The 21,871-nt window shown below is 65.0% G+C and carries 20 protein-coding genes and 1 pseudogene; 5 read left to right on the top strand and 16 right to left on the bottom strand.

Going from position 1 to position 21,871, the window contains the following annotated elements; genetic code table 11:
* Window positions 1-18: 18 nt before the first annotated feature.
* On the bottom strand, window positions 19-993 hold the full coding sequence (locus RM2_RS04430) for a bifunctional riboflavin kinase/FAD synthetase (RefSeq protein WP_218017210.1): 975 nt from the start codon (window positions 991-993) through the stop codon (window positions 19-21).
* Window positions 994-1,175: 182 nt separating this feature from the next.
* Here RM2_RS04430 and RM2_RS04425 point away from each other — a divergent pair, with 182 nt between their 5' ends.
* Window positions 1,176-1,883 (top strand): metal-dependent transcriptional regulator, encoded by a 708-nt coding sequence (locus tag RM2_RS04425; protein WP_072687739.1) that lies wholly within the window; start codon window positions 1,176-1,178, stop codon window positions 1,881-1,883.
* 4 nt (window positions 1,884-1,887) lie between these two features.
* On the opposite strand, the gene truB is transcribed toward RM2_RS04425, so the two are convergent.
* From truB to rimP, 11 genes and pseudogenes are all read right to left on the bottom strand, one after another.
* Window positions 1,888-2,805, bottom strand: coding sequence for a tRNA pseudouridine(55) synthase TruB (truB, locus tag RM2_RS04420; protein WP_072687616.1), 918 nt, complete (start codon window positions 2,803-2,805; stop codon window positions 1,888-1,890).
* Window positions 2,806-2,854: 49 nt separating this feature from the next.
* Entirely contained in the window at window positions 2,855-3,538 is a 684-nt protein-coding gene (npt, locus tag RM2_RS04415) for a 4'-phosphopantetheinyl transferase Npt (protein WP_072687615.1), read from the bottom strand.
* Complete coding sequence (locus tag RM2_RS04410; RefSeq protein WP_072687738.1) at window positions 3,535-4,464, bottom strand: metallophosphoesterase family protein; 930 nt, start codon at window positions 4,462-4,464, stop codon at window positions 3,535-3,537. Before RM2_RS04410 ends, npt begins: the two co-directional genes overlap by 4 nt.
* 1 nt (window position 4,465) lies before the next feature.
* Window positions 4,466-5,845 (bottom strand): annotated as a pseudogene (locus RM2_RS04405) (MATE family efflux transporter).
* A gap of 10 nt (window positions 5,846-5,855) precedes the next feature.
* Complete coding sequence (locus tag RM2_RS04400) at window positions 5,856-6,857, bottom strand: DHH family phosphoesterase (protein ID WP_072687614.1); 1,002 nt, start codon at window positions 6,855-6,857, stop codon at window positions 5,856-5,858.
* Window positions 6,858-6,868: 11 nt separating this feature from the next.
* Window positions 6,869-7,363: a 30S ribosome-binding factor RbfA gene (gene rbfA, locus RM2_RS04395; protein ID WP_072687613.1), complete on the bottom strand. Its 495-nt coding sequence runs from the start codon at window positions 7,361-7,363 to the stop codon at window positions 6,869-6,871.
* Between the two features lie 114 nt (window positions 7,364-7,477).
* Window positions 7,478-7,768, bottom strand: coding sequence for a DUF503 domain-containing protein (locus RM2_RS04390; RefSeq protein ID WP_072687612.1), 291 nt, complete (start codon window positions 7,766-7,768; stop codon window positions 7,478-7,480).
* A gap of 102 nt (window positions 7,769-7,870) precedes the next feature.
* Window positions 7,871-10,852 carry a translation initiation factor IF-2 gene (infB, locus tag RM2_RS04385; RefSeq protein WP_072687611.1) on the bottom strand — a complete coding sequence of 994 codons (2,982 nt, stop codon included), beginning with the start codon at window positions 10,850-10,852 and terminating at the stop codon, window positions 7,871-7,873.
* 107 nt (window positions 10,853-10,959) lie between these two features.
* On the bottom strand, window positions 10,960-11,313 hold the full coding sequence (locus RM2_RS04380) for a YlxR family protein (protein ID WP_072687610.1): 354 nt from the start codon (window positions 11,311-11,313) through the stop codon (window positions 10,960-10,962).
* Window positions 11,314-11,357: 44 nt separating this feature from the next.
* On the bottom strand, window positions 11,358-12,389 hold the full coding sequence (gene nusA / locus RM2_RS04375) for a transcription termination factor NusA (protein ID WP_072687609.1): 1,032 nt from the start codon (window positions 12,387-12,389) through the stop codon (window positions 11,358-11,360).
* Window positions 12,386-12,955, bottom strand: coding sequence for a ribosome maturation factor RimP (gene rimP / locus RM2_RS04370; RefSeq protein WP_072687608.1), 570 nt, complete (start codon window positions 12,953-12,955; stop codon window positions 12,386-12,388). The genes nusA and rimP overlap by 4 nt, the downstream gene beginning before the upstream one ends.
* Window positions 12,956-13,145: 190 nt before the next feature.
* Here rimP and RM2_RS04365 point away from each other — a divergent pair, with 190 nt between their 5' ends.
* Entirely contained in the window at window positions 13,146-13,667 is a 522-nt protein-coding gene (locus RM2_RS04365; RefSeq protein WP_072687607.1) for a hypothetical protein, read from the top strand.
* Entirely contained in the window at window positions 13,664-14,107 is a 444-nt protein-coding gene (locus RM2_RS04360; protein ID WP_072687606.1) for a ferritin-like domain-containing protein, read from the top strand. The genes RM2_RS04365 and RM2_RS04360 overlap by 4 nt, the downstream gene beginning before the upstream one ends.
* 45 nt (window positions 14,108-14,152) lie before the next feature.
* On the opposite strand, the gene RM2_RS04355 is transcribed toward RM2_RS04360, so the two are convergent.
* On the bottom strand, window positions 14,153-15,619 hold the full coding sequence (locus RM2_RS04355) for a DHA2 family efflux MFS transporter permease subunit (protein ID WP_072687605.1): 1,467 nt from the start codon (window positions 15,617-15,619) through the stop codon (window positions 14,153-14,155).
* 109 nt (window positions 15,620-15,728) lie between these two features.
* Between RM2_RS04355 and RM2_RS04350 the strand changes: the two genes are divergently transcribed.
* On the top strand, window positions 15,729-16,325 hold the full coding sequence (locus RM2_RS04350) for a TetR/AcrR family transcriptional regulator (protein ID WP_072687604.1): 597 nt from the start codon (window positions 15,729-15,731) through the stop codon (window positions 16,323-16,325).
* Between the two features lie 79 nt (window positions 16,326-16,404).
* Window positions 16,405-17,025, top strand: coding sequence for an FHA domain-containing protein (locus RM2_RS04345; protein ID WP_072687603.1), 621 nt, complete (start codon window positions 16,405-16,407; stop codon window positions 17,023-17,025).
* Here the strand turns inward: RM2_RS04345 and RM2_RS04340 are convergent, their stop codons facing one another.
* The 3 genes from RM2_RS04340 to RM2_RS04330 form a co-directional block, all read right to left on the bottom strand.
* On the bottom strand, window positions 17,026-17,988 hold the full coding sequence (locus tag RM2_RS04340) for an alpha/beta fold hydrolase (RefSeq protein ID WP_072687737.1): 963 nt from the start codon (window positions 17,986-17,988) through the stop codon (window positions 17,026-17,028). It lies immediately after the preceding gene.
* 291 nt (window positions 17,989-18,279) lie between these two features.
* Window positions 18,280-20,010: an acyl-CoA dehydrogenase family protein gene (locus RM2_RS04335; RefSeq protein ID WP_072687602.1), complete on the bottom strand. Its 1,731-nt coding sequence runs from the start codon at window positions 20,008-20,010 to the stop codon at window positions 18,280-18,282.
* Window positions 20,011-20,076: 66 nt separating this feature from the next.
* Window positions 20,077-21,822: a proline--tRNA ligase gene (locus RM2_RS04330; RefSeq protein ID WP_072687601.1), complete on the bottom strand. Its 1,746-nt coding sequence runs from the start codon at window positions 21,820-21,822 to the stop codon at window positions 20,077-20,079.
* Between the last annotated feature and the right edge of the window lie 49 nt (window positions 21,823-21,871).

The raw sequence follows: 21,871 nt of genomic DNA, 5'->3' as shown, positions 1-21,871 counted from the left end.
AGCTGAAATGCAGCGGCTTTACCCCACGTCACCCGATGTGGTCAGGATCTCGCGTGCGCGCTTCGCGTCATTGCCCATCGCGACGATGAGGTCGTCGACGGAATCGAACTTCTCCATGCCACGCAGACGCTCCACGAGGTCGACGGCGACATGCTGCCCGTACAGGTCGGCTTCCCGATCGAGGACGAATGCTTCGACCGTGCGAGTGCGCCCAGAGAACGTGGGGTTGGTTCCGACCGAAACCGCGGCCATATACCGCTCCCCGGACGTGACTGTCCCCAGATCGACACCATGCCCAAGCACCGTGAACCACGCCGCGTACACGCCGTCCGCGGGAATCGCGGCAAACATGGGCGGCGCGACGTTGGCGGTGGGATAACCGAGCTGACGACCTCGCCCGTCCCCGTGGACGACGACACCCTCGACCCGGTGTGGGCGGCCCAGCGCCTCCGTCGCGGCACTCATGTCGCCGGCATCCACGCATGAGCGAATGTAGGTGGACGAGAACGTGACTGCGTGCTCGGCGACTAGCGTCACGCCGTCGACCGCGAACCCGAATCGGTCACCGATCTGACGCAGGAGGTCGACGTTCCCGGCGGCCTTCTTCCCGAACGTGAAGTTCTCGCCGACGACGACCTCGGCCACGTGCAGGCGCTCTACCAGGACCTCGTGGGCATAGCGCTCCGGCGTCAGCTTCATGAATTCGGCGGTGAACGGCATGACGCAGAAGACGTCGATGCCCAATTCCTCCGCAAGCTCTGCGCGACGGGCGAGGGTCGTGAGCTGGGCGGGATGACTGCCCGGACGAACAACTTCCATCGGGTGAGGATCGAAAGTCATGAGCACGCTGGGTATTCCACGTTGTCGAGCAGCCGCCACCGCTCGACTGATCAGTTGGGCGTGACCTCGGTGCACGCCGTCAAATACGCCGATCGTGAGTACACAACGACCCCAGTCGGCAGGAACCTCGTCGAGACCACGCCATCTCAGCACGACTCGCAGCCTACGGTGCCGCACGCTGATGTCCATCCCCGGACCGGGTGTGCGCCGGAGTCGCTTGTCGAGGAGGCGCCACGACCTCGCAGTTCACGCTCTCCGAGCCGGGCCTGGCGTCACGGAACAGGTGTGCCGATGTATCTCAGGAGTAAGACTTGCCTAAGCTCGTGGGCGTGGCGATGAACAAGAATGATGAGCGCGTGACCGAGGGCTCCACATCCGAGACCGGGGCACTCTCGGCAGTGGCGCAGGACTATCTCAAGGTCATCTGGACGGTTCAGGAGTGGTCACAGGAGCGGGTGTCCACGAAACTCCTGTCCGAGAAGATCGGGGTGTCCGCATCCACTGTGTCCGAGGCCATCCGGAAACTGTCCGACCAGGGCCTTGTCGATCACGCCCGCTACGGGTCCATCGCCTTGACCGAGGCGGGCCGAGTCGCCGCTGTCGGCATGGTCCGCAGGCACCGTCTCATCGAGTCGTACCTGGTTCAGGAACTCGGATACGGCTGGGACGAGGTGCACGACGAGGCCGAGGTGCTCGAGCACGCCGTCTCGGATCTCATGATCGCCCGGATGGATATCAAGCTCGGTCATCCCGAGCGCGACCCGCACGGCGACCCGATTCCTTCCGTAGACGGCTCGGTGCCCGCTCCTCCAGCCCGCCAGTTGAGCGACTTCGCCAACGGCGAGAGCGGTCGCATCGCCCGAATCTCGGACTCCGACCCGGCGATGCTGCGCTACTTCGACTCGGTCGGCGTGGCGCTGGACGTCACCGTCACGATGTTGGAACGGCGCGACTACGCGGGCACCGCGTCTATCCAGCTCGGTGCCGACGAGGATTCCATCGATCTCGGAAACCCTGCAGCCCAGGCTATCTGGCTGGTATGAGCGACTATCTCAAGGTCGCGGGCCGGACCACCATAACGGAACTGGCGCGCTTTCCGCGCTCCTGAAGCAGTGCGATCGTGTGCCCGCTCGGGTCGATGGCGGCGTAGACGCCCTCGATTCCGATGGGTTCGAGCCACCGGCCGTGACTGATCGATTCGGCCTCGTCGGCGTCGATCTGCCGGTGCGGGAACGCGGTCTGCGCGGCGGCGTCGATGTCGAAGCTCACCCCCGGCTCCTCGGCCAGTCGTTCAAGGGTGCGCGCATGGTCGAGCGTGAACGGTCCCACCCGGGTTCGGCGCAGCGAGGTGAGATGTCCTCCGACGCCGATCAGCGCGATGCCGAGATCACGCGCGAGCGCCCGGATATACGTTCCGGAGGAGCATTCCACCTCTACGTCGAGGTCGACGAACGTGCCCTGCGTCCGCCTGGCGACGACGTCGAACCGCGACACCGTGACCGGACGGGCGTCGAGTTCGAACTCCTCGCCCGCTCGGATCAGCGCATGCGCTCGTCTTCCGTCTACCTTTATGGCACTGACACTCGAGGGGATCTGCCGGATGTCCCCGGTCTGGGCGTCCACCTGAGCGGCAATCTGCTCGTCGGTCAGGCCGGAGGCATCGGCGGCCGCGACGATCTCACCCTCGGCGTCGTCGGTGGTGGTGGCCTGCCCCAACCGAATCGTGGCGGTATACGCCTTCGTGGTCAACGCGAGAAGACCGAGCAACTTCGTTGCCCGCTCCACTCCAAGAACCAGAACACCGGTGGCCATCGGGTCGAGAGTGCCCGCGTGCCCTACCTTTCGCGTGCCGAGCAGCTTCCGACAACGGGCCACAACGTCGTGGCTGGTGATGCCCGCGTCCTTGTCGACGATGAGCAGTCCGGCACCGACGAGACCGGAAGAGGGCTTTTCACGTGCAGACACGGGTACGGATTCTGCCAGCTTGTGGCACCGCTGGCGAAATCAGCAACGGCTACATCGCGACGATCGCAGTGATGATCAACCCGTCGGATACCAGCCACCGTCCGTCGAACGACGCCAACGGTGGCCCGGCGACGGTCTCCCCGGAGATGAGAATATCTGAGTGGAAAGTACCCGTGCCGTCCCCGCAGGACTCGAACGTAATGTGTGCGTCCTCGAACCCGAGCCACCGCCGCGTGAGCGGGAACCACGCCTTGTAGGTGGCTTCCTTGGCGCAGAACAGCAGCCTGTCGCGGTGCACCGGACCGCCGCCCTCTGCACGCCAGAGCGCCGAGACATCTGTAGCCGAAAGCCACGCCCGTTCGGTCTCGAGGCTAACCGCGTCCAACACGCCATCGGGCAACGCCTCGTGTGGTTCGGCGTCGATTCCCAGGGACCGCACCTGCATCGAGTGCCCGAGCACGGCGCCACGATAGCCGTCACAGTGCGTAAGGCTTCCGACCACCCCGCGTGGCCATAATGGGGAACCCTTGTCGCCACGCAGAATCGGGGCGGGTTCTACACCCAACTTCGCCATCGCCAGGCGGGCGCAATGCCGCGCGCTCGTGAACTCTCGGCGCCGTTTCTCCACTGCCCTCCCGATCAGGGCCTCCTCCTGCGGATGCGGACGGAGGCCCGGCGGGTCCGCGAACAATTCCGAGGACGCCACTCCGGCCGGCAGAATTTTCTCGATCACAGGCCTCTCCTCGCCCGCATCTTCTCGACTTCGGCTTCCTGCTCGGGAGTCACCTTGAAGTGGCCTCCCCACTTGTTCAACGTTCCCGGCGGATACTCGGGTACCGGCAGGATCTGCCGAAGAAGCCTCTCCGGGAGACCCCGCTTCTGCCACTCCCTGGGGTAGCCCAGCGACACCTCTTCGAACCGGACCCCGTCGTAGTAGGTGGTACGCGGGATATGTAGGTGCCCGTACACGGCGCACACGGCGTTGTACCGGGTGTGCCAATCCGCTGTCATTTCGGTGCCGCACCAAAGCGAGAATTCCGGGTACCACAGCACCTGAGTCGGCTCACGCACCAGTGGGAAGTGGTTGATCAGGACGGTGCGCGTCCCGGCGGGCAAAGCATCCAAGCGTGCCTGCGTCGTCTCGACCCGGTCGCGACACCACGCGTCGCGGGTTCCGTACGGTTCGCTCGACAACAGGAATTCGTCGGTGGCCACCACGTTCTTGTCGCGCGCGATCGTGAGGCCTTCCTCTTTCGTCGCGGCGCCCTCGGGCAGGAACGTGTAGTCATACAGCAGGAACATCGGGACCAGCGTGATAGGGCCGTCGTCTGCATCCCACACCGGGAACGGATCCTCGGGAGTGATGACGCCGATCTCGCGGCACATGGTGACGAGGTAGTCGTAGCGGGCGGCGCCGTAGATCTGTACCGGGTCCTTCGCCGTCGTCCACAATTCGTGGTTGCCGGGTACCCAGATGACCTCGGCGAAGCGGCTACGGAGGAGTCCCAATGCCCAGCGAATGTCGTCTGTCTTCTCCGAGACGTCGCCCGCGACGATCAACCAGTCTTCGGGCGAATCGGGGTAGATGTCCTCTGTGACAGGCCGGTTCCCCCTGTGCCCCACATGGATGTCGCTCACCGCCATCAATTTGGGTGCCACGTCAACCACCTTTCCGATCATATTTCGCCACCGGATCACTGCGATCCGCGCTGTGCCTGTAGGTCGGCCCCGACCACAGCCCAATGGCCCGCACCGACCCGCCACACCACAGCAAGCATCCGAAGAACTAAGAACAACGCCAGTCCCGTCCAGATTCCCGCCAGGCCCCAATCGTGCAACATCGAGAGCCAGATCAATGGGAGGAAGCCGAAAAGTGCGCACACCAGCGTGGCATTCCGCAGGAAGGCGACGTCGCCGGCCCCGAGGAGCACTCCGTCGAGGGCGAACACCACGCCGGCGACCGGCATGATCGCGATGAAGAACCACCACGCGATCGCCACTTCGCCGAGCACCGCTCGATCGGAGGTGAATATTCCGGGTATGAGTGCGTGACCGACGGCGAAGATCAGGGCCAGTCCCATGGCGAAGATGGTCGACCACCAGGTGATTCGCCACGACAGTTGCGTGGCTGCGCGAGCACGTCCGGCGCCGAGAGCGGCACCCACCAGCGCCTGGGCCGCGATCGCGAGAGAATCGAGCGTGAGAGCAACAAGATTCCACAGCTGGAGCACCACCTGGTGAGCCGCCACCGCAGCTGCGCCGAACCTGGACGCGACGGCGGCGGCCGACAGGAAGCACGCCTGGAATGCGAGGCTCCGAAGCATCAGGTCCTTGCCTTGCACCATCTGGGCACGCATGACTTGCCACCGAGGACGTAGGGACACCCGCGAGGTCACCAAGGCGCCGACGAACAGACTCGCCGACAGGCTCTGCCCAGCGACGTTAGCCACGGCCGAGCCCTCCAGTCCCAGTCGCGGGGCTCCCCGTGCACCAGCAGGGGGCAGGCCACGGCCGACACGGTGAGACCCGCGATCACGAAACGTAGAGGTCGCACACTGTCCTGAACCCCGCGCATCCACCCGTTGCCCGCCATCGTGATCAGGATCAGCGGGGCGCCGAAGACCGCGATCCGCAGCCAATCCTCGGCGGCCACCGCGATGGCGCGCTCCCCGGCGATCGCGGATGTGATCGGCCGTGCAAGCAGATGGACCAGGGCGATTACGAGACCACCGATACCTGCCGCCAGCCACGTCGCCTGGACACCCTCCCGCACGGCACCGCGCTCGTCACCGGCGCCGTGCATCCGGGACGCTCGTGCCGTTGTGCCGTAGGACAGGAACGTCAGCTGAGTGCTGACCTGAGTCAGGATGAGACCACCGATGGCGAGCCCTGCGAGGGCCATCGCACCCAGTCGTCCGACGACGGCGATGTCGAAGAGTAGATAGATCGGTTCGGCGGCGAGCACGCCGAGCGCGGGTAGCGCCAGCCCGAACACCGTGCGGGCGCTGACGTCGCCCGTCACTACTGAGACATCGGCCAAGAAGAGGGCCTCAGCCGAGCGAGTCGACCAGCGACGTCACTATCTCAGCAGCGGTTGCCGTGGCGGTGTAGCCAGCGGCGAACCGGTGACCGCCGCCGCCGAGATTCCCCGCCACGAGGGAGACGTCCACGTCTGATTTCGACCGCAACGACACCGCCCAGCTACCATCCGCGGCTTCCTTGAGGACTGCGGCCACCTCGGCCTCGGAGGTGGTCCGGACGATATCTATGACACTCTCGATCTCCTCGGAACGGAGGCCTCCGACGTTGGCCTGCCGGATGACCGCATAGACCAGTCCGCGCCCCCCTGCCGCGTCGGGTAAGAGTTTCGCCGACGCGAGCACCTCCGAGAGCATGGGCAGCCAACCGAACGGATGGGTGTCGAGCAGGCGCCGGGCTATGCGAGCGCCGTCGATGCCGGTGGCGAGGAGCCTCTCGGCCAGGGCGTGGGTGCCGGGCTGAACCCAGCGGAACGCACCGGTGTCGGTCACCAAGCCCGCGTACAGGCAGTGCGCGACGTCTGCGTCGATGTCCACACCCCATAGATCGAACATCCGTACCACGACAGCGGTCGTCGACTCCGCAGACTCCTCGATCAGGTTTATATGACCGAATCGGGTGTTGGACCGATGGTGGTCAATCACGAGCGTCTCACCCGCGGTCTCGAGGCGATCGGCAAGCCTCCCGAGACGCCCCGCACTGCCGCAGTCCACCGTGACCAACAGATCGACGTTGCGGCGAACCTGACTTGCCGGCACCAGTAGGTGAGTGCCCGGAAGCTCACGCATCGACTCGGGCAACTCGTCCGGCGCGCCAAAGGCAACCTGCACCGGGATTCCCTTGCGCTCGAGCACCAGTGCCAGGGCGAGCCCGCTACCGATCGTGTCGGCATCGGGTTGGATGTGACAGAGAATCGTCACCGACGTTGCATTCTCGAGAACCGCGACCGCCTGCGGCAGGTGCACCTCTTGGCGATCCAGTTCAGACAGGGACGTCTCCTGAGTATGGGTCATGTCGCTCCGTGTCAGTGCGCCCGGCGCGAACCGGACGACTCGTCGACATCGACATCGACATCGACATCGACATCGACTGAGGGTTCCTTGTACGGGTCGGGGTCTCCGGCCGGAGTCGCGTCGGCTGCGACTCGCGCGACCTCCACATCGGCGGCGCGAGCACGAGCCAGGAGTTCCTCCATGTGACGGGCAGTGTCGGGGACCGTGTCCGCGACGAACGTCAGCGTCGGTGTGAATCTGACGCCGGTTCCTGCGCCCACCTTGGAGCGCAGAACTCCCTTCGCCTTCTCCAACCCGGCCGCCGCGGTGACCAGATCCGGTTCGAACTCAAGGTCGGCCCCCATGACGGTGTAGTACACGGTGGCGTCGTGGAGGTCGGCTGTCACCTTGGTGTCGGTGATGGTGACGAACTCCAGTCGAGGGTCCTTAATTTCATGATCAATCGCCATAGCGACGATAGTGCCGATGCGCTTGGCGAGTTTGCGTGCCCGGGCGGGATCCACCATGACAATCAGACTCCTCTCCCTGGTCGCTCGATGAATTGTGATTACGTGTCCGGCTGTGTAGTTCATTCTGCACGCCGCGCCGCGCGGGCGGCGGGGCGGGCAGGGCGCACCGGGTCAGTCCTCGGGGCCGAAAATCCTTCGCCGGACGGCAAGGAGTTGCAATTCAGGCAACTCGGCGACGTGCCTCTCGCATGTGTCGAGTACCTCGTGGATGTGATCGACTCCCGAACTCGCCATCGAGACGCCAAGCATCGACCGCCGGAACCGATCCTGTTCTCCGGTCTCCGCCGCCGAGACGCCGTAGCGTCGCAGCTCGGCCAAAACGGGTTTGACCATTGCACGCTTCTCTTTCAGAGATCGCACGTCACCGAGCAAAATGTCGAGCTCGAGCGCACCTACGTACAAGCCTTCCTCCTTTGGCAGGTGTGCACTTCCCCGACCGATTCAATCGGCCGGGGAAGCACTCACACCGGATGACACTTCCACGCCACCCCACACTGGTGGTGACTAGTCGCGCGGCTTTTCCCGAAGCTCGTAGACCTCGATGACGTCACCGACCTTGATGTCCGAGTAGGTGACAGTCAAACCGCACTCGTAACCCTCGCGCACCTCGACCGCATCCTCCTTCTCCCGCTTGAGCGAGGAAATGGTGACGGTCTCGGCGACAACCGCGCTGTCACGCAGCAGCCTGGCCTTCGCGTTGCGACGGACGACACCAGAGGTGATGAGGCAACCGGCAATGTTGCCAACCTTGGAAGAACGGAACATCGCACGGATCTCCGCCTTGCCCAATTCGACCTCTTCGTAGATCGGCTTGAGCATGCCCTTGAGCGCCTTCTCGACCTCGTCGATGGCCTGGTAGATCACCGAGTAGTACCGGATGTCGACGCCCTCGCGGTTCGCCAACTCGGTCGCCTTGCCCTCAGCGCGGACGTTGAACCCGATGATGATCGCGTTCGACGCGGCGGCCAGGTTGACGTTGGTCTCGGTGACGCCACCGACACCACGGTCGATGATGCGCAACTGCACCTCGTCGTCGATCACGATGCCGTGCAGGGCCTCTTCCAAAGCCTCCACGGTTCCCGAATTGTCGCCCTTGAGGATGAGGTTGAGCTGCGAGGTCTCCTTGAGAGCCGAATCCAGGTCCTCGAGGCTGATGCGCTTGCGGCTCTTTGCGGCCAGGGCGTTGCGCTTACGCGCATTGCGCCGATCCGCGATCTGACGGGCGATACGGTCCTCGTCGACCACGAGCAGGTTGTCGCCTGCCCCTGGAACCGACGTGAAACCAACCACCTGGACGGGACGCGAGGGCAGGGCCTCGAGCACGTCGTCGCCGTGCTCGTCAACCATGCGGCGCACACGACCGTATGCATCGCCGGCCACGATCGAGTCGCCGACCCGTAGCGTTCCGCGCTGGATGAGCACGGTTGCGACGGGGCCGCGTCCACGGTCGAGGTGCGCCTCGATGGCAACACCCTGAGCATCCATGTCCGGGTTTGCTCGCAGGTCCAGGGCGGCATCCGCTGTCAACAGCACAGCGTCGAGCAGTGCGTCGATGTTGGTGCCCTGTTTCGCCGAGATGTCGACGAACATGGTTTCTCCGCCGTACTCCTCGGCGACCAGTCCGTATTCAGTGAGCTGCTGCCGGATCTTGTCCGGGTTCGCGCCTTCCTTGTCGATCTTGTTCACCGCGACCACGATCGGCACGTCGGCCGCCTGGGCGTGGTTGATCGCTTCCACCGTCTGCGGCATGACGCCGTCGTCGGCGGCGACGACCAGGATCGCGAGGTCGGTGGCCTTGGCACCGCGGGCACGCATGGCCGTAAAGGCCTCGTGACCGGGAGTGTCGATGAACGTCACGAGACGTTCATTGCCGTCGAGCTCCGTGAGTACCTGGTAGGCACCGATGTGCTGCGTGATACCGCCGGCCTCGGCTTCACGAACATTGGCCTTGCGGATCGTGTCCAGCAGTCGGGTCTTACCGTGGTCGACGTGGCCCATGACGGTGACCACCGGCGGACGGGACTCGAGGTCCTCTTCGCCGCCTTCGTCCTCGCCGTAGGTGAGGTCGAAGCTGTCGAGCAGTTCGCGGTCTTCGTCCTCTGGGCTCACCACCTGGACGACGTAATTCATCTCGCCGCCGAGCAGTTCAAGTGTCTCGTCGTTGACCGACTGGGTTGCCGTCACCATCTCGCCGAGGTTGAACAGTGCCTGCACCAATGCTGCCGGGTTCGCATCGATCTTCTCAGCGAAGTCCGAGAGAGAGGCGCCACGAGCGAGGCGAATGGATTCGCCGTTGCCACGGGGCAACCGCACGCCACCGATGGCGGGCGCCTGCATGGAATCGTATTCCTGCCGCTTCTGCCGCTTCGACTTGCGACCGCGACGTGGGGCGCCACCGGGGCGACCGAACGCTCCGGCTGCGGCACCACGCTGACCGGGGCGACCGCCGCCACCGGGACGACCGCGGAATCCACCTGCGGGAGCGCCGCCACCGGGTGCACCTGCGCCTGCACCGGGAGCACCGCCACCACCGCGGTATCCGCCACCGCCACCGCCACCGCCGCCGCCACCGGGACGACCGCCCGGAGCTCCGCCGGGACGACCGGGACGACCGCTGGGAGCGGGCCGCGCCGACCGGGCCGGCATCGCACCCGGATTGGGGCGAGGAGGCATCGAGCCCGGGCTGGGACGGGGACCACCCTGACCCGGAGCCGGACGGGGACCACCCTGACCCGGAGCCGGACGGGGACCACCCTGACCCGGAGCCGGACGGGGACCACCCTGACCCGGAGCCGGACGGGGACCACCCTGACCCGGAGCCGGACGCGGGGCCGGACGTTCGGCCGGAGCCGACGAGTACGGGTTGTTACCGATGCGCGGGGGCTTCGGACCTGGACGCGGGCCACCCGGCTTCGCGCCCGTCGACGGAGTTGCCGGAGCGCTAGCCGCCGGAGCAGCCGGAGCGCTGGCTGCCGGAGCGCTAGCCGCCGGAGCGGCCGGGGCTGCGGGTGCGGCCGGGGCTGCGGGTGCGGCCGGGGCTGCGGGTGCGGCCGGGGCTGCGGGTACAACCGGGGCTGCGGGTACAACCGGGGCTGCGGGTACAACCGAGGTGGGACGACCGGGCTTGGGGGCACTGGTCGTCGGTGCCGCCGGGGTGACAGCGCGTGCTTCGGGTGCGGCCGGGGCTTGCGCCTCGGCCGCAGGAGTCGCGGGCGCTGCCGGGGGGCCGGGCCTAGGCCCTGGCCGTGGTCCACCCGGCTTCGAGGCGGTCGCCGGGGCACTCGGCGCGGGCGCACCGGGTTTGGCTACTGAATCGGTGGATGTCTCAGATGGGAACGATTCCCTCAGACGACGAGCAACGGGCGCCTCCACCGTGGAGGACGCCGACTTCACGAACTCGCCCTGCTCCTTGAGCGTTGCGAGTAGTTCTTTACTTGTGACACCGAGTTCTTTAGCCAACTCGTGCACGCGGGCCTTGCCTGCCACTGCTCTCCTCACTGATGAGGTCGAGCAGGAGGGTCCCCTCAGCGGGGGGTCCGCACGACCTCGGGTTATCTCCGATGGACGATCATCGCTGGTGCTTCACGGTGTGCTCATGAGTGCTTGTGCCTGTTCTGTTCGAGAGGTATTGCTCTGGGTGTGTGTCCTGCCAGCATCCAGTGATCGACTACTGACGTGTCGACACTGCCGGACAACCGCAGTGCTCTGCCGAATGCTCGGCGTCGTTCCGCGAGACTCAGACAAGCCTGCTCGGGGTGCAGCCACGCACCTCGTCCGGGAAGCCTGCGCCTCGGGTCCGGGGCGAGTATGTGGCCCTTCGGCCCGTTCTCACTTACCACGACCCTGAGTAGATCGACAGCCAGCGCGCGCTCTCTACATCCTATGCATGTTCGTACCGGTGAACCGGAGCGAACACGCGCAGGATTGCGAAGCTCATGCTGAACCATTGACCACTGTACCGCCGACTCGCCCCGATCTCCGCATTCCCGTGTCAATGACTGCTCGCCGCGGGTCCATCTGCTGCATCCGGGGCGGGAGCCGCGTCACTACGAATGTCGATTCGCCACCCCGTCAAGCGCGCAGCAAGACGGGCATTTTGCCCCTCTTTGCCTATTGCCAGCGACAACTGGAAGTCTGGAACGACGACACGCGCAGCCCGCGCCTCCGCGTCTACAACAGTGACGGAGACCACTTTCGACGGCGACAGTGCGTTGGCGACGAACTGGGCCGGCTCATCGTCGAAGTCGATGATGTCGATCTTCTCGCCGGCAAGTTCGCTCATCACGTTGCGCACGCGCTGACCGACCGGGCCGATACACGCACCCTTCGCATTCAACCCCTGCACTCGGGACTGAACGGCGATCTTCGACCGGTGTCCGGCCTCGCGGGCGACGGCGATGATCTCCACCGAACCGTCCGCGATTTCCGGAACCTCGAGCGCGAACAGTTTCCGGACGAGGTTCGGGTGTGTGCGCGACAACGTGATCTGCGGTCCACGCTGGCCGCGGGCGACACCGACGACGTAACACTTGAGTCGCTCTCCGTGCTCGTAATTTTCACCGGGCACTTGCTCTGCCGGCGGGATCAGTCCTTCGGTGCCGTGCGCCTCGCTGCCGATCCGCACCACGACCATCCCGCGAGAATTCGCCCGCGTGTCGCGCTGAACGACGCCACCGACGATCTCACCCTCGTGCGTGGCGTACTCGCCGAAGCTGCGCTCGTGCTCGGCGTCGCGGAGACGCTGCAGGATGACCTGACGCGCGGTGGTCGCGGCGATCCGCCCGAACCCTTCCGGAGTGTCGTCCCACTCCTCGCCGATCATGTTCCCCTCGGAGTCGACGTCATGTGCCATCACCCGCACGACGCCACTCTTGATGTCCACATCGATCCTCGCGTGCGCCTGATGCCCTTCGGTGTGCCTATAGGCGGTCAGCAATGCCGTCTGAAGGGTCGAGATGACCGTCTCGATCGAGATGCCTTTGTCCGCCTCGATGGCGCGCAACTCTTTGATGTCGATATTCACTTGTCCAACTCCTCTACTTCTCCATCGTCCGACGCCTCGGCGTCCGCAGGCGCCACCCGGCCCTCGGGAATTCCGCCCGCCAACTCCAACTCTCGTGGATCGGGCTTCGAGAACTCCACCTGCACAACAGCTTTGTGGACATCACGGATATGGATACGGCGAATATCCAGGCCTGCGCGCGAACCGATCACCACAGAGACCGACTCGCCGTCGAACGCACCGATCCGACCCACGACCGTCTCGTGCGCGAGATCGATGCGGGCCCTGCGGCCACGGGCCCGGCGCCAGTGCCGCTCGTGTGTGAGTGGCCGGCCGATACCCGGAGATGTGACCTCGAGCGTGTACGGGGACTCGCCGAAATCGGAGATCGAGTCGAATACTTCCGAGATCTCGTGGCTCAACTGCGCAACCGCGTCGAGCTGGAGTCCGGAGTCGCTGTCCACCATGATCCGGACCGCGCTGTGCCTACCGGCGAGAGTGACGGCAACGTCCTCCACGTCGTAGCCTTGGCGTTGCACCAGATCGGAGATGACTTCCGTCACCCTCTCCTTGGATGGAACCGGCATCGGGAAAGCTCCTCGTTTCAATTGTCATCGGTGGGGCGTCTGGGTCGGGCGTTCACCTTGCTGCGCGCACAGCACCTCACACCCGTCCCGACTGGTTCGAGCATCTAAGAGTAACGCCGATTCGGTGTGCCCGTGACCAGCCCCGGTCCTCGATTCCCAGGATTGCGACCCGACCTGGCACCATGGAACGGTGCTCAAGCCCCCCGCCTCCCGGCGTCTAAACCTCGGTCCCACCGTGTCCCGGCGCACCGCTATCCGGTTCGCGGCAGCCTCAGCCTTCGGTGTCACGAGCATCCCCCTGTTGACGGGGTGCGCCACCGCCGACGACTCCGGCGCCGAGACCGATTCCCTGATCGCCCAATCGCGATTGGCTCGCCGCGACGCGGCACGCGCGGCAGCGACGATCGCACTGGTCCCCGATCGGGCTGCGGCACTGGAACTCGTCCGCGTTCAGCGCACCGCACACGCCGACGCTCTGGACGCCGAAATCGCCAGGTTCGCTGGTAGCTATCCCGACGGCACCGCACCCACCACGTCGCCTCCCCCGACGAGTCCGACCGCACCCCCCGGCCTGGATCAATTACGGGCAGGCCTGGCCGAATCGCAACGCAACGCGGCCGATTCGGCTCGGACGCTCACCGCATACCGGGCGGGACTGTGTGCATCGATCAGCGCCGCGTGTGCGACCTATCTGGCGGTGTTGCTGCGATGACCACGCCTACCGCGGGGGAGGGTCCTAGCCTCGCTGACGCCCTGACCGCAGAACATGCAGCGGTGTTCGCCTATGGAGTGGTCGCCGCTTTCTCCAACCCGACCCGGGCGACGCAGGTGGCTGCTGACGCCGGGGGCCACCGGGCCTGCCGTGATTCCCTGACCGACATGCTGACCGCAGCGGACATGGCAGCCCCCGCCGCCGCGGCGGGCTACACACTGCCGTTCCCAGTTGTCGATCCGATCACCGCAGCCCAATTGGCTGCGCAGGCGGAGGCAGACACCGCCGTCGCCTGGCGAGCAGTCGTCGAACACGGTGAGACGGGGGACACTCGCTCGCTCGGTGTCAAGGCGCTCACCGACGCGGCGATCAGGGAAGCCGACTGGCACGTCGCCCTCGGCACGGACCCCGTCACAGATCCGTTCCCCGGCCAGCCCTGACCACGCTTGGTTTCCGGCAGCCGGGACGCCCACACGACGTGACGGCTATCTCGACGCCATGACCGCCTTGGTCCGGCCTGGCATCAAAGCTGCCGCGACAACCGCAATTGCAACAAATCCGGCTCCCACGTTCAAGGCGGGTGCGAGTGCATCGACGTATCCAGTGGGTGTGAGGCTTCCCCCCGCAGAGAGGAATACCGCGGTGAGTAGCGCTATACCCAGCGCGATACCGATCTCACGGAGTGTGGCGTTGGTCGAACTCGCCGTTCCGTGGTCGGCCTCGGGCATGTCGGCGAGGACGGCGGTCGCGGTGGGCGCGAACGTCAGGCCCATGCCCGCGCCGGCCATGACGAACGCGGGAATCATGCTGCTGTAGGCGACCCCGGGGACGATGAGCGACGCCATCCAGAGCAGGGACAGTCCCTGCAGGACCAGTCCGGTAACGAGGAGCGCACGCAACCCCAGTCGCGGTGCGAGGATCCCCGCGATCGGCGCGACCACCATCGGAGCGGCCGTCCAGGGCAAGGTCCGCAACCCCGCCTCGAACGGCGAATATCCCATGGCGATCTGGAGGTACTGCGACAGGAGGAAGACCGCACCCATCATCCCGAGAGTGAACGTCAGCCCGATTACGTTGGCGAGGGAGAACTGCCGGGACCGGAACAGTCGCAGTGGGATCAGCGGGAACGGCGTGCGCAACTCGCGGACCACGAACGCCGCGAGCAACGCGGCGGAGCCGATGAGCGCGCCGAGAACTGTGGTACTGGTCCACCCGTCTTCGTTGCCGTGCACGATTCCCCAGACGCCGACGAACACGGCGACTCCGGCAAGGAGTACGCCGGGCAGATCCAGCGGTTGCCGTTTCCCCTTCGACTCACCGAGTGCATAAAGCGCCAACGGGATCGCCACAGCCGCAACCGGAACGTTGATCCAGAAGATGGCCTGCCACGACACGCCGTCGACGACGGCGCCCCCGACGACCGGTCCGAGCGCGATACCCAGCCCTGAGACGCCACCCCATACACCGATGGCGAGCGCACGCTTGGCGTGCGGCACCGCGCCGGCGAGCAAGGTCAACGAGAGCGGCATGATCGCGGCAGCTCCGACACCCTGGACGGCCCGCGCGGCAATCAGCATCTCCGAGGTGGTCGACAAGGCTGATGCGATGGATGCCAGTGCGAACAGTGCGATACCCCAGAGGAATACGCGACGCCTGCCGAGCCGGTCACCAAGCGCCGACAGCGTCAGCATCAGTGTCGCAAAGGCGAGCGTGAAAGCGTTCATGAACCACTGCAGTTGGCCCACCGACGCGCCGAGGTCACGCTGAATCACGGGCAAGGCACTGGTCAACACCAGGTTGTCGAGTGTGGCCATGAACATAGGCATCGAGGCAGCGACGATTGCCAGCCAGACAGGCACGATTCGGCCGCGAGTCTGCCCTGGCGGCGCCGTTGTCTGACCTGGTGGCGGTGCCGCCGATTCGTCTTCCAGGCGTTCGGAGAGTGTCGTCATGACGGATCCTCAAATCTGAGTCGTGAGTGTGGGCGAGGAGGCCCAAGCTTAGTAAGCATCGGATGATTACCTATTTGGGAGACTAGTAATCGGCTGATAACATGTCAAAATGGCTTCGCCGGTGAAACAGACTCGAATGAGCGCGAACGACCGCCGCGATCTCGTGCTGGCCGCCGCCTCCCGCGCTTTCGCAAGGGACGGGTACCACGGCACCACCACGGACGCGGTCGCCCGGGAGGCCGGGGTGTCCCAGCCCTATGTGGTGCGCATGTTCGGTTCGAAGGCGCGGCTGTTCGCCGACGTCTTCGACCGTGCGATGCATCGAATCATGGACACCTTCGAGCCCTACCTCGACGACGTCGCCGCGGACCCGGACAACGACGACTCCTGGCACCCGTTGGGCGTCGCGTACACCGAACTACTCGAGGACCGCGACCTACTCCTCGTAATGATGCACGGTTTCACGTCCGGCGCGAACCCGGAGATCGGCGCGCGGGCCCGAGGCTGGATGTCCAGTCTTTACACGCAAATCCGATCGCGCACCGACTGCAGCCCGGATCAGGCCCGCAACTTCATCGCCAACGGGATGCTGCTCAACACCCTGCTCGCGATGCAGGTACCCGAGCATGCCGGACAGGATCCCGCGCTCGAGGAACTCGCCGTGTGCGCTTTCGACAGCCTCCTGGGAGCCGACGCCGAGAACTGATTCCTCATCAGGAGTTTGCGCTCTTGATCTTGCTCACCGACCAGGTGACGGGGCACGATTGACCGAAGGGGGTGTCGCCGTGGACCGAGCCAGCGAATCTCGACTGAGCTATTCCGACCGGGAAGGTCACCACCACACTGTGGACCTCTCCTGCGATTCTGCGCGTGTCACTATTGGTCGCTCTCCGGGGTCTGACCTGCTCCTGGCCGAGGATGACGAGGTCTCGCGGCTGCATGCCGTGCTCGAGTGTGTCGGCTCTCACTGGACCATCCTCGATGACGGACTCTCCCGCAACGGCACATTCGTCAACGGCGAGCGGCTCGCCGGACGTCGCCGACTCCGCCAGGGCGATAACATCCGCATCGGCGGAACCAAAATCCGGTATCTCGAGTTCGGCGGCGCACTCGACGAGGCCACCCGGATCGGAGCGGATATGCCCGAGGTTCGATCGCTGACCGACACACAGCGTGCGATCCTCATGGCACTGTGCCGGCCGTACAAGCACGGCGCGGCGTTCGCGAACCCCGCCTCGAATCAGCAGATTGCGCAAGAACTCTTCCTCAGCGTCGACGCGATCAAGACCCACCTTCGGGCGTTGTTCGCGAAGTTCGGCGTCGGCGATCTCCCGCAGAATCAGAAGCGGGTCAACCTGGCCGAGCGGGCCATGCGCAGCGGGATCATCAACGAACGGGATCTCTGATCAGCCGACGGCCATCAGTTCGTCGGAGACGGCCCCGGAGTCGCCGTGCGTGATCCGCTCGATGAGACCGATTATGGCGATGGCGACGTCGGTGGCGTATTCGAGGATCACCGAGTGTCCCGCTCCGTCGACGCTCACGAGTTCCGAAGCCGGAAGCATCGAGGCCATCGCGGCGGAATGCTGGAATGGTGTCAGGTTGTCCACCGAACCGCACAGGATCAGCGACGGGATGTTCGCAAGCGTGGCCAGGGAGTGCCGTTCGTCGAATCCGAGCAGGGATTCGAGAAAGCTCGACATCGTTACCACGGACGTCGTGTTGGCCATCGCTGCGACCAACGCCGCAAGGCGAGGGTCGACGGCACGATTGCGGGCACCCGCCGCTCGGGCGATCGCCGTGCAAACCGTGCGGCCCAGCCTCTTCGATCCGTGCATGACCCGGGGCGCCCGCCTCACCGCGGTGCGGAACAGCGACACCGCCGGACTGCGCAGATGGCGCCCGAGACCGACCTCTGCGAGATCGCATGAAGCCGTGGAGATCAGGGCCGTGCCCACAACGCGTGATCCGATTGCGCGCGGATTCTGCCGCGCATACGCCAGTGTGGCCATCCCGCCCATCGAGTGTCCGACAAGAATGACCGGGCCTCGCGGTGCGACGGCGTTCAGGACGGATCCCAGGTCACGACCGAGTTGATCTATCGTGTAGGTGGCGGCAGGTGCTTCGCCTGACGCACCATGCCCTCGGTGGTCGTAGAAGACCATACGAACGTCGTTGCGCCAGAACCGGACCAACTGCTCGCGCAGCGCCCACCAGGATTCCGTGCGCAGGCAGTGACCGTGGACGAACACCACCGTGGTCACTGCATCGGGCGAACCGAACTCGCGAACGACTAGCGGGACACCGTCGTCGGTCCTGACCGTGATGCGACGGCCATCGTTCTCGTGTGCAACCGGGATGTTCGACATGTTGTCCTCCTCGGTTTCTTCGCTCGCGGCCGGTGTGACGTTACGTCCTTGCTTGTCAACCAGCTTGCCGCGCATACTCCGAAGCGACCAGAATCCCCGGTGGTGGCACGCCCACCCGGAGGTGTTGCTTCTTCCACACCATGGGTGGGTAGACACCAGGGTGGGTGGACACCGACGTGCAGAAGCCCCCTCGTCGAGGGGGCTTCTGCACGTATACTTAGCACTCGGAAGGCCGCAGAACAGATAGCTCAGGAGCTACCGAATGGGCGGCCTCGCGTCGCAGAGCAGCGACTACGGTCGCATTTCGTAAGTTCCCTCGTGGCTCTCCACCTGTGCCCACACCCGGGCGAATCGCTCCGCATCTACAACCGGACGGCGGATCGCTCCGAGTGCCCACTTCTGCTGAGCCTCGGTAGCGGACGACTTACCGTGCAGTGCAACGGCATAGCCGGAAAAGTCACGGATCTGGAAGTCGAAGATCTGACCCAGCAGGGCAGGATCGAGACCGGTGATCTCGGCCTGCTCGAGAATGAGGTGCCCGTACACCACGAGCGAGAACAGGTGCCCGAGGTCGAGCAGGAAGTCGAGGTCCTTCTGCTGATCCGCGCTGGGCGGAGCCGTGACGAGAAGTTCACGCAGCGCGACTGCCTGCTCATAGAACCGCGCCACGTTCGGGATGTCGGAGTGCTTCTCGTAGATCCCGGTCCAGTCGTGGAATTGGATCTTGGCGGCGCCTCGGGTCGGACCCTGCGCCCAGAAGAACGCATCGTCGGAGTCATCGAACCTGGTGCCGATCTCGGGGTACTCGGCGGGGTTGAGCAGGTAGTTCGGCATGAACTTGAGGATCAGTGCGACATTGACGTGCACAGTGCCCTCCAGCTTCGGCAGTGTGCCGATCAACTGGGACGCCACACGGAAGTAGGTGTTCTTCTCGTAGCCCTTCGCCGCGACCACATCGTGCATCAGGGCCACGACCTTCTCGCCCTCCGAGGTGACCTTCGCCTTGGTCATCGGATTGAACAGCAGGTACCGGCGATCTTCGAGGCTCGCGCTGCGGAAGTAGTCGACTGCGCGCGCGCTGAACAGTTTCATCCCGATCATGCGGCTGTAGGCGTCGACGAAGTTCCCGCGTACGTGCCCGAAATCGGTGACGGGGTTGCCGTACAGAATCCTGCGCCGCGCATGGGTGATCGCCTCGTAGAAGGCGTGCTCGGAGATCCCGATCGAACCCGTGCTGAGGTTGAACTTGCCGACGTTGACGGTGTTCAACGCGGCCTCGAACGCCGCGACCCCCGTGTGCAGAATATCTTCCTCTCGAACCGGGTAGTCCTCGAGCCGGAACGCACTGACATACATCTGACCGTGCACGACGTTGTCCTGCAGGTGGTACGCCGGGTGGGCACTGTCCACGACGAAGAAGACGTAGCCCTCGCTACCGTCCACGTCGGTGCGCCGGCCGAACACCGACACCATCCCCGCGACGTTACCGTTGCCGATGTAATACTTGTCGCCAGTCGCGGTGAACGCGAGACCCGAGTCGGCATCCCCCTGGGTCAGCAGCATGTCCGTCGAGTAGACGTCGGCGCCGTGTTCCTTCTCCGAGAGTCCGAACGCGAGAACTCCGCCGTCGTCGAGCAGTTTCGCGGCGCGTTCCTTGGCGGCGCGGTTCTCACTCATCCAGATCGGACCGAGACCGAGAATGGTTACCTGCCACGCATACCAGTATCCGAGCCCGTAGAATCCGAGGATCTCGCTGAGCGCCGCATTGCGCGCGGCGTCCCAGCGCTTGTTCGGATCGCCATCCGCAAATTCGGCTGGTGTCAAGAATGTCGCGAACAGCTTCTCTTGCTTCGCGAACTCGAGGAAGTCGGCGGGCCACACTGCCTCGAGGTCGTCCGCGAGCAGCTTCTCCTTGCCCCGCGCCTCAAACCATTCGATCAGCGCCCGCAGTTGCCTACGCGTCTCCGGATCGAATTGCTGGGGATCATAGGAGCTCGGATCGAACAGCAGAGAGTGTGCCACAGCGTGCCTTTCGTCGATATTTGTCAAGCCACGCTAGCAGTTCGGGCATAAAGCCCATCTCTCGGCTCATCCCCTCACGATCTTGACGATCTCACTGCCTGCAGCGTCGACGGCCACCTCTCTGCTGGATCGCGTGAAGCGGTCGCGTACCTCCACAATGCCCTCGCTCCAACCGCGGCCGACAACCACCACGAGCGGGATACCGAGCAGTTCGGAATCCTTGAACTTAACCCCGGGCGAGGCCTTGCGGTCGTCGAGGACTACCTCGAGACCTGCCCGGTCCAGTTCGGCGGCGAGCCCTTCGGCGCCTTCGCGAGCTGCATCGTCCTTGTTTGCGATGACGACGTGGACGTCCGCCGGTGACACCTCAGCCGGCCATCGGAGCCCCTTGTCATCGTGATGCTGTTCGGCGATCACCGCAACGAGTCGAGACACCCCAACCCCGTAGGACCCCATGGTGGGACGAACTGGCTTTCCGTTCTCACCGAGGACGTCGACGCTGAACACGTCTGTGTACTTGCGCCCGAGCTGGAAGACGTGACCGATCTCGATGCCACGCGCGGCAACGAGAGCGCCGGCACCGTCGGGCGACGGGTCGCCATCGCGCACCTCGGCGGCCTCGATGGTGCCGTCCGGGGTGAAGTCGCGGCCGACGACGAGACCGACGACGTGTCTGCCCTTCTCATCGGCACCGGTGATCCAGCTGGTTCCCTCGACGACGCGCGGGTCGACGAGATAGCGAACCCCGTTTTCCTGCAGCGCCTTCGGTCCGATGTATCCCTTCACGAGGAAGGGATTGGCCTCGAAATCAGCCTCGGTGAGCAGTTCGAACTCGGCGGGTTCGAGGGAGGCAGCGAGTCGCTTGTCATCCACTTCGCGGTCACCGGGGACACCAATGCCGAGCAGTTCCCACTTGCCGTCGGGATGCCGGGTCTTGACAAGAATGTGCTTCAGGGTGTCGGCGGCCGTCACGGTCTGGCCGAGACCGGCGCTGTTGGCCCAGTCGACGAGGGTCGCGATCGTGGGGGTGTCTGGTGTGTCGTACACCTGTGCCGCGGCCTGTCCGTCGAAGGGGATGGGTTCGGGAGCCACCGTCTTCACAGCCTCGACGTTCGCGGCATAGCCGGACTCGAGGCAGCGGACGTAGGTGTCCTCACCGATCTCGCTCTCGGCGAGGAATTCCTCGGAGGCGCTGCCGCCCATTGCCCCGGATATGGCCGATACGATCACATAATTGACGCCAAGTCGGGTGAAGATCTTCTCGTAGGCATCGCGGTGCGCCCGGTACGACGCGTTCAGTCCCTCGTCGGTGAGGTCGAAGGAGTACGAATCCTTCATCACGAACTCACGGCCACGGAGGATGCCGGCGCGTGGACGCTCCTCGTCGCGGTACTTCGTCTGCACCTGGTAGAGCGTGACCGGGAAATCCTTGTACGAGTTGTACTCGCCCTTGACTGTGAGCGCGAACAACTCCTCGTGTGTCGGACCCAGCAGATAGTCGCCGCCCTTGCGGTCCTTCAGCCGGAACAGTCCGTCGCCGTATTCGGTCCACCGGTTGGATGCCTCGTACGGTTCCCGCGGAAGCAGCGCGGGCAGAGAAATCTCTTGTGCCCCGATCGCGTTCATTTCTTCGCGCACCACCCGCTCGACCTCGCGCAGTACGCGCAGACCCAGCGGCAACCACGAGTACACGCCGGGTGCGACACGCCGCACATAACCGGCACGGACCAGCAGCTTGTGGCTGGGAACCTCCGCGTCGGCGGGGTCGTCACGCAAAGTGCGGAGGAACAGGTGGGACAGGCGGGTAATCACGGGAAGTCAGAATAGTCGCCGTGGGGTCGCCCGGCTCCGTCGGCACTGC

The sequence above is a fragment of the Rhodococcus marinonascens NBRC 14363 genome (genome assembly GCF_001894885.1).
GTDB classification, from domain to species: Bacteria; Actinomycetota; Actinomycetes; order Mycobacteriales; family Mycobacteriaceae; genus Rhodococcus_F; species Rhodococcus_F marinonascens.
Note: the sequence above shows the minus strand (reverse complement) of the source record. Positions and strands in the feature narration are given on the sequence as shown.

Coding starts and splice junctions, on each gene's coding strand:
- RM2_RS04425 (WP_072687739.1), top strand. CDS start 1,176: ATGAACAAGAATGATGAGCGCGTGACCGAGGGCTCCACATCCGAGACC.
- RM2_RS04400 (WP_072687614.1), bottom strand. CDS start 6,857: ATGACCCATACTCAGGAGACGTCCCTGTCTGAACTGGATCGCCAAGAG.
- rbfA (WP_072687613.1), bottom strand. CDS start 7,363: ATGGTGGATCCCGCCCGGGCACGCAAACTCGCCAAGCGCATCGGCACT.
- RM2_RS04380 (WP_072687610.1), bottom strand. CDS start 11,313: ATGGTTCAGCATGAGCTTCGCAATCCTGCGCGTGTTCGCTCCGGTTCA.
- rimP (WP_072687608.1), bottom strand. CDS start 12,955: ATGCCGGTTCCATCCAAGGAGAGGGTGACGGAAGTCATCTCCGATCTG.
- RM2_RS04360 (WP_072687606.1), top strand. CDS start 13,664: ATGACCACGCCTACCGCGGGGGAGGGTCCTAGCCTCGCTGACGCCCTG.
- RM2_RS04355 (WP_072687605.1), bottom strand. CDS start 15,619: ATGACGACACTCTCCGAACGCCTGGAAGACGAATCGGCGGCACCGCCA.
- RM2_RS04350 (WP_072687604.1), top strand. CDS start 15,729: ATGGCTTCGCCGGTGAAACAGACTCGAATGAGCGCGAACGACCGCCGC.
- RM2_RS04340 (WP_072687737.1), bottom strand. CDS start 17,988: ATGTCGAACATCCCGGTTGCACACGAGAACGATGGCCGTCGCATCACG.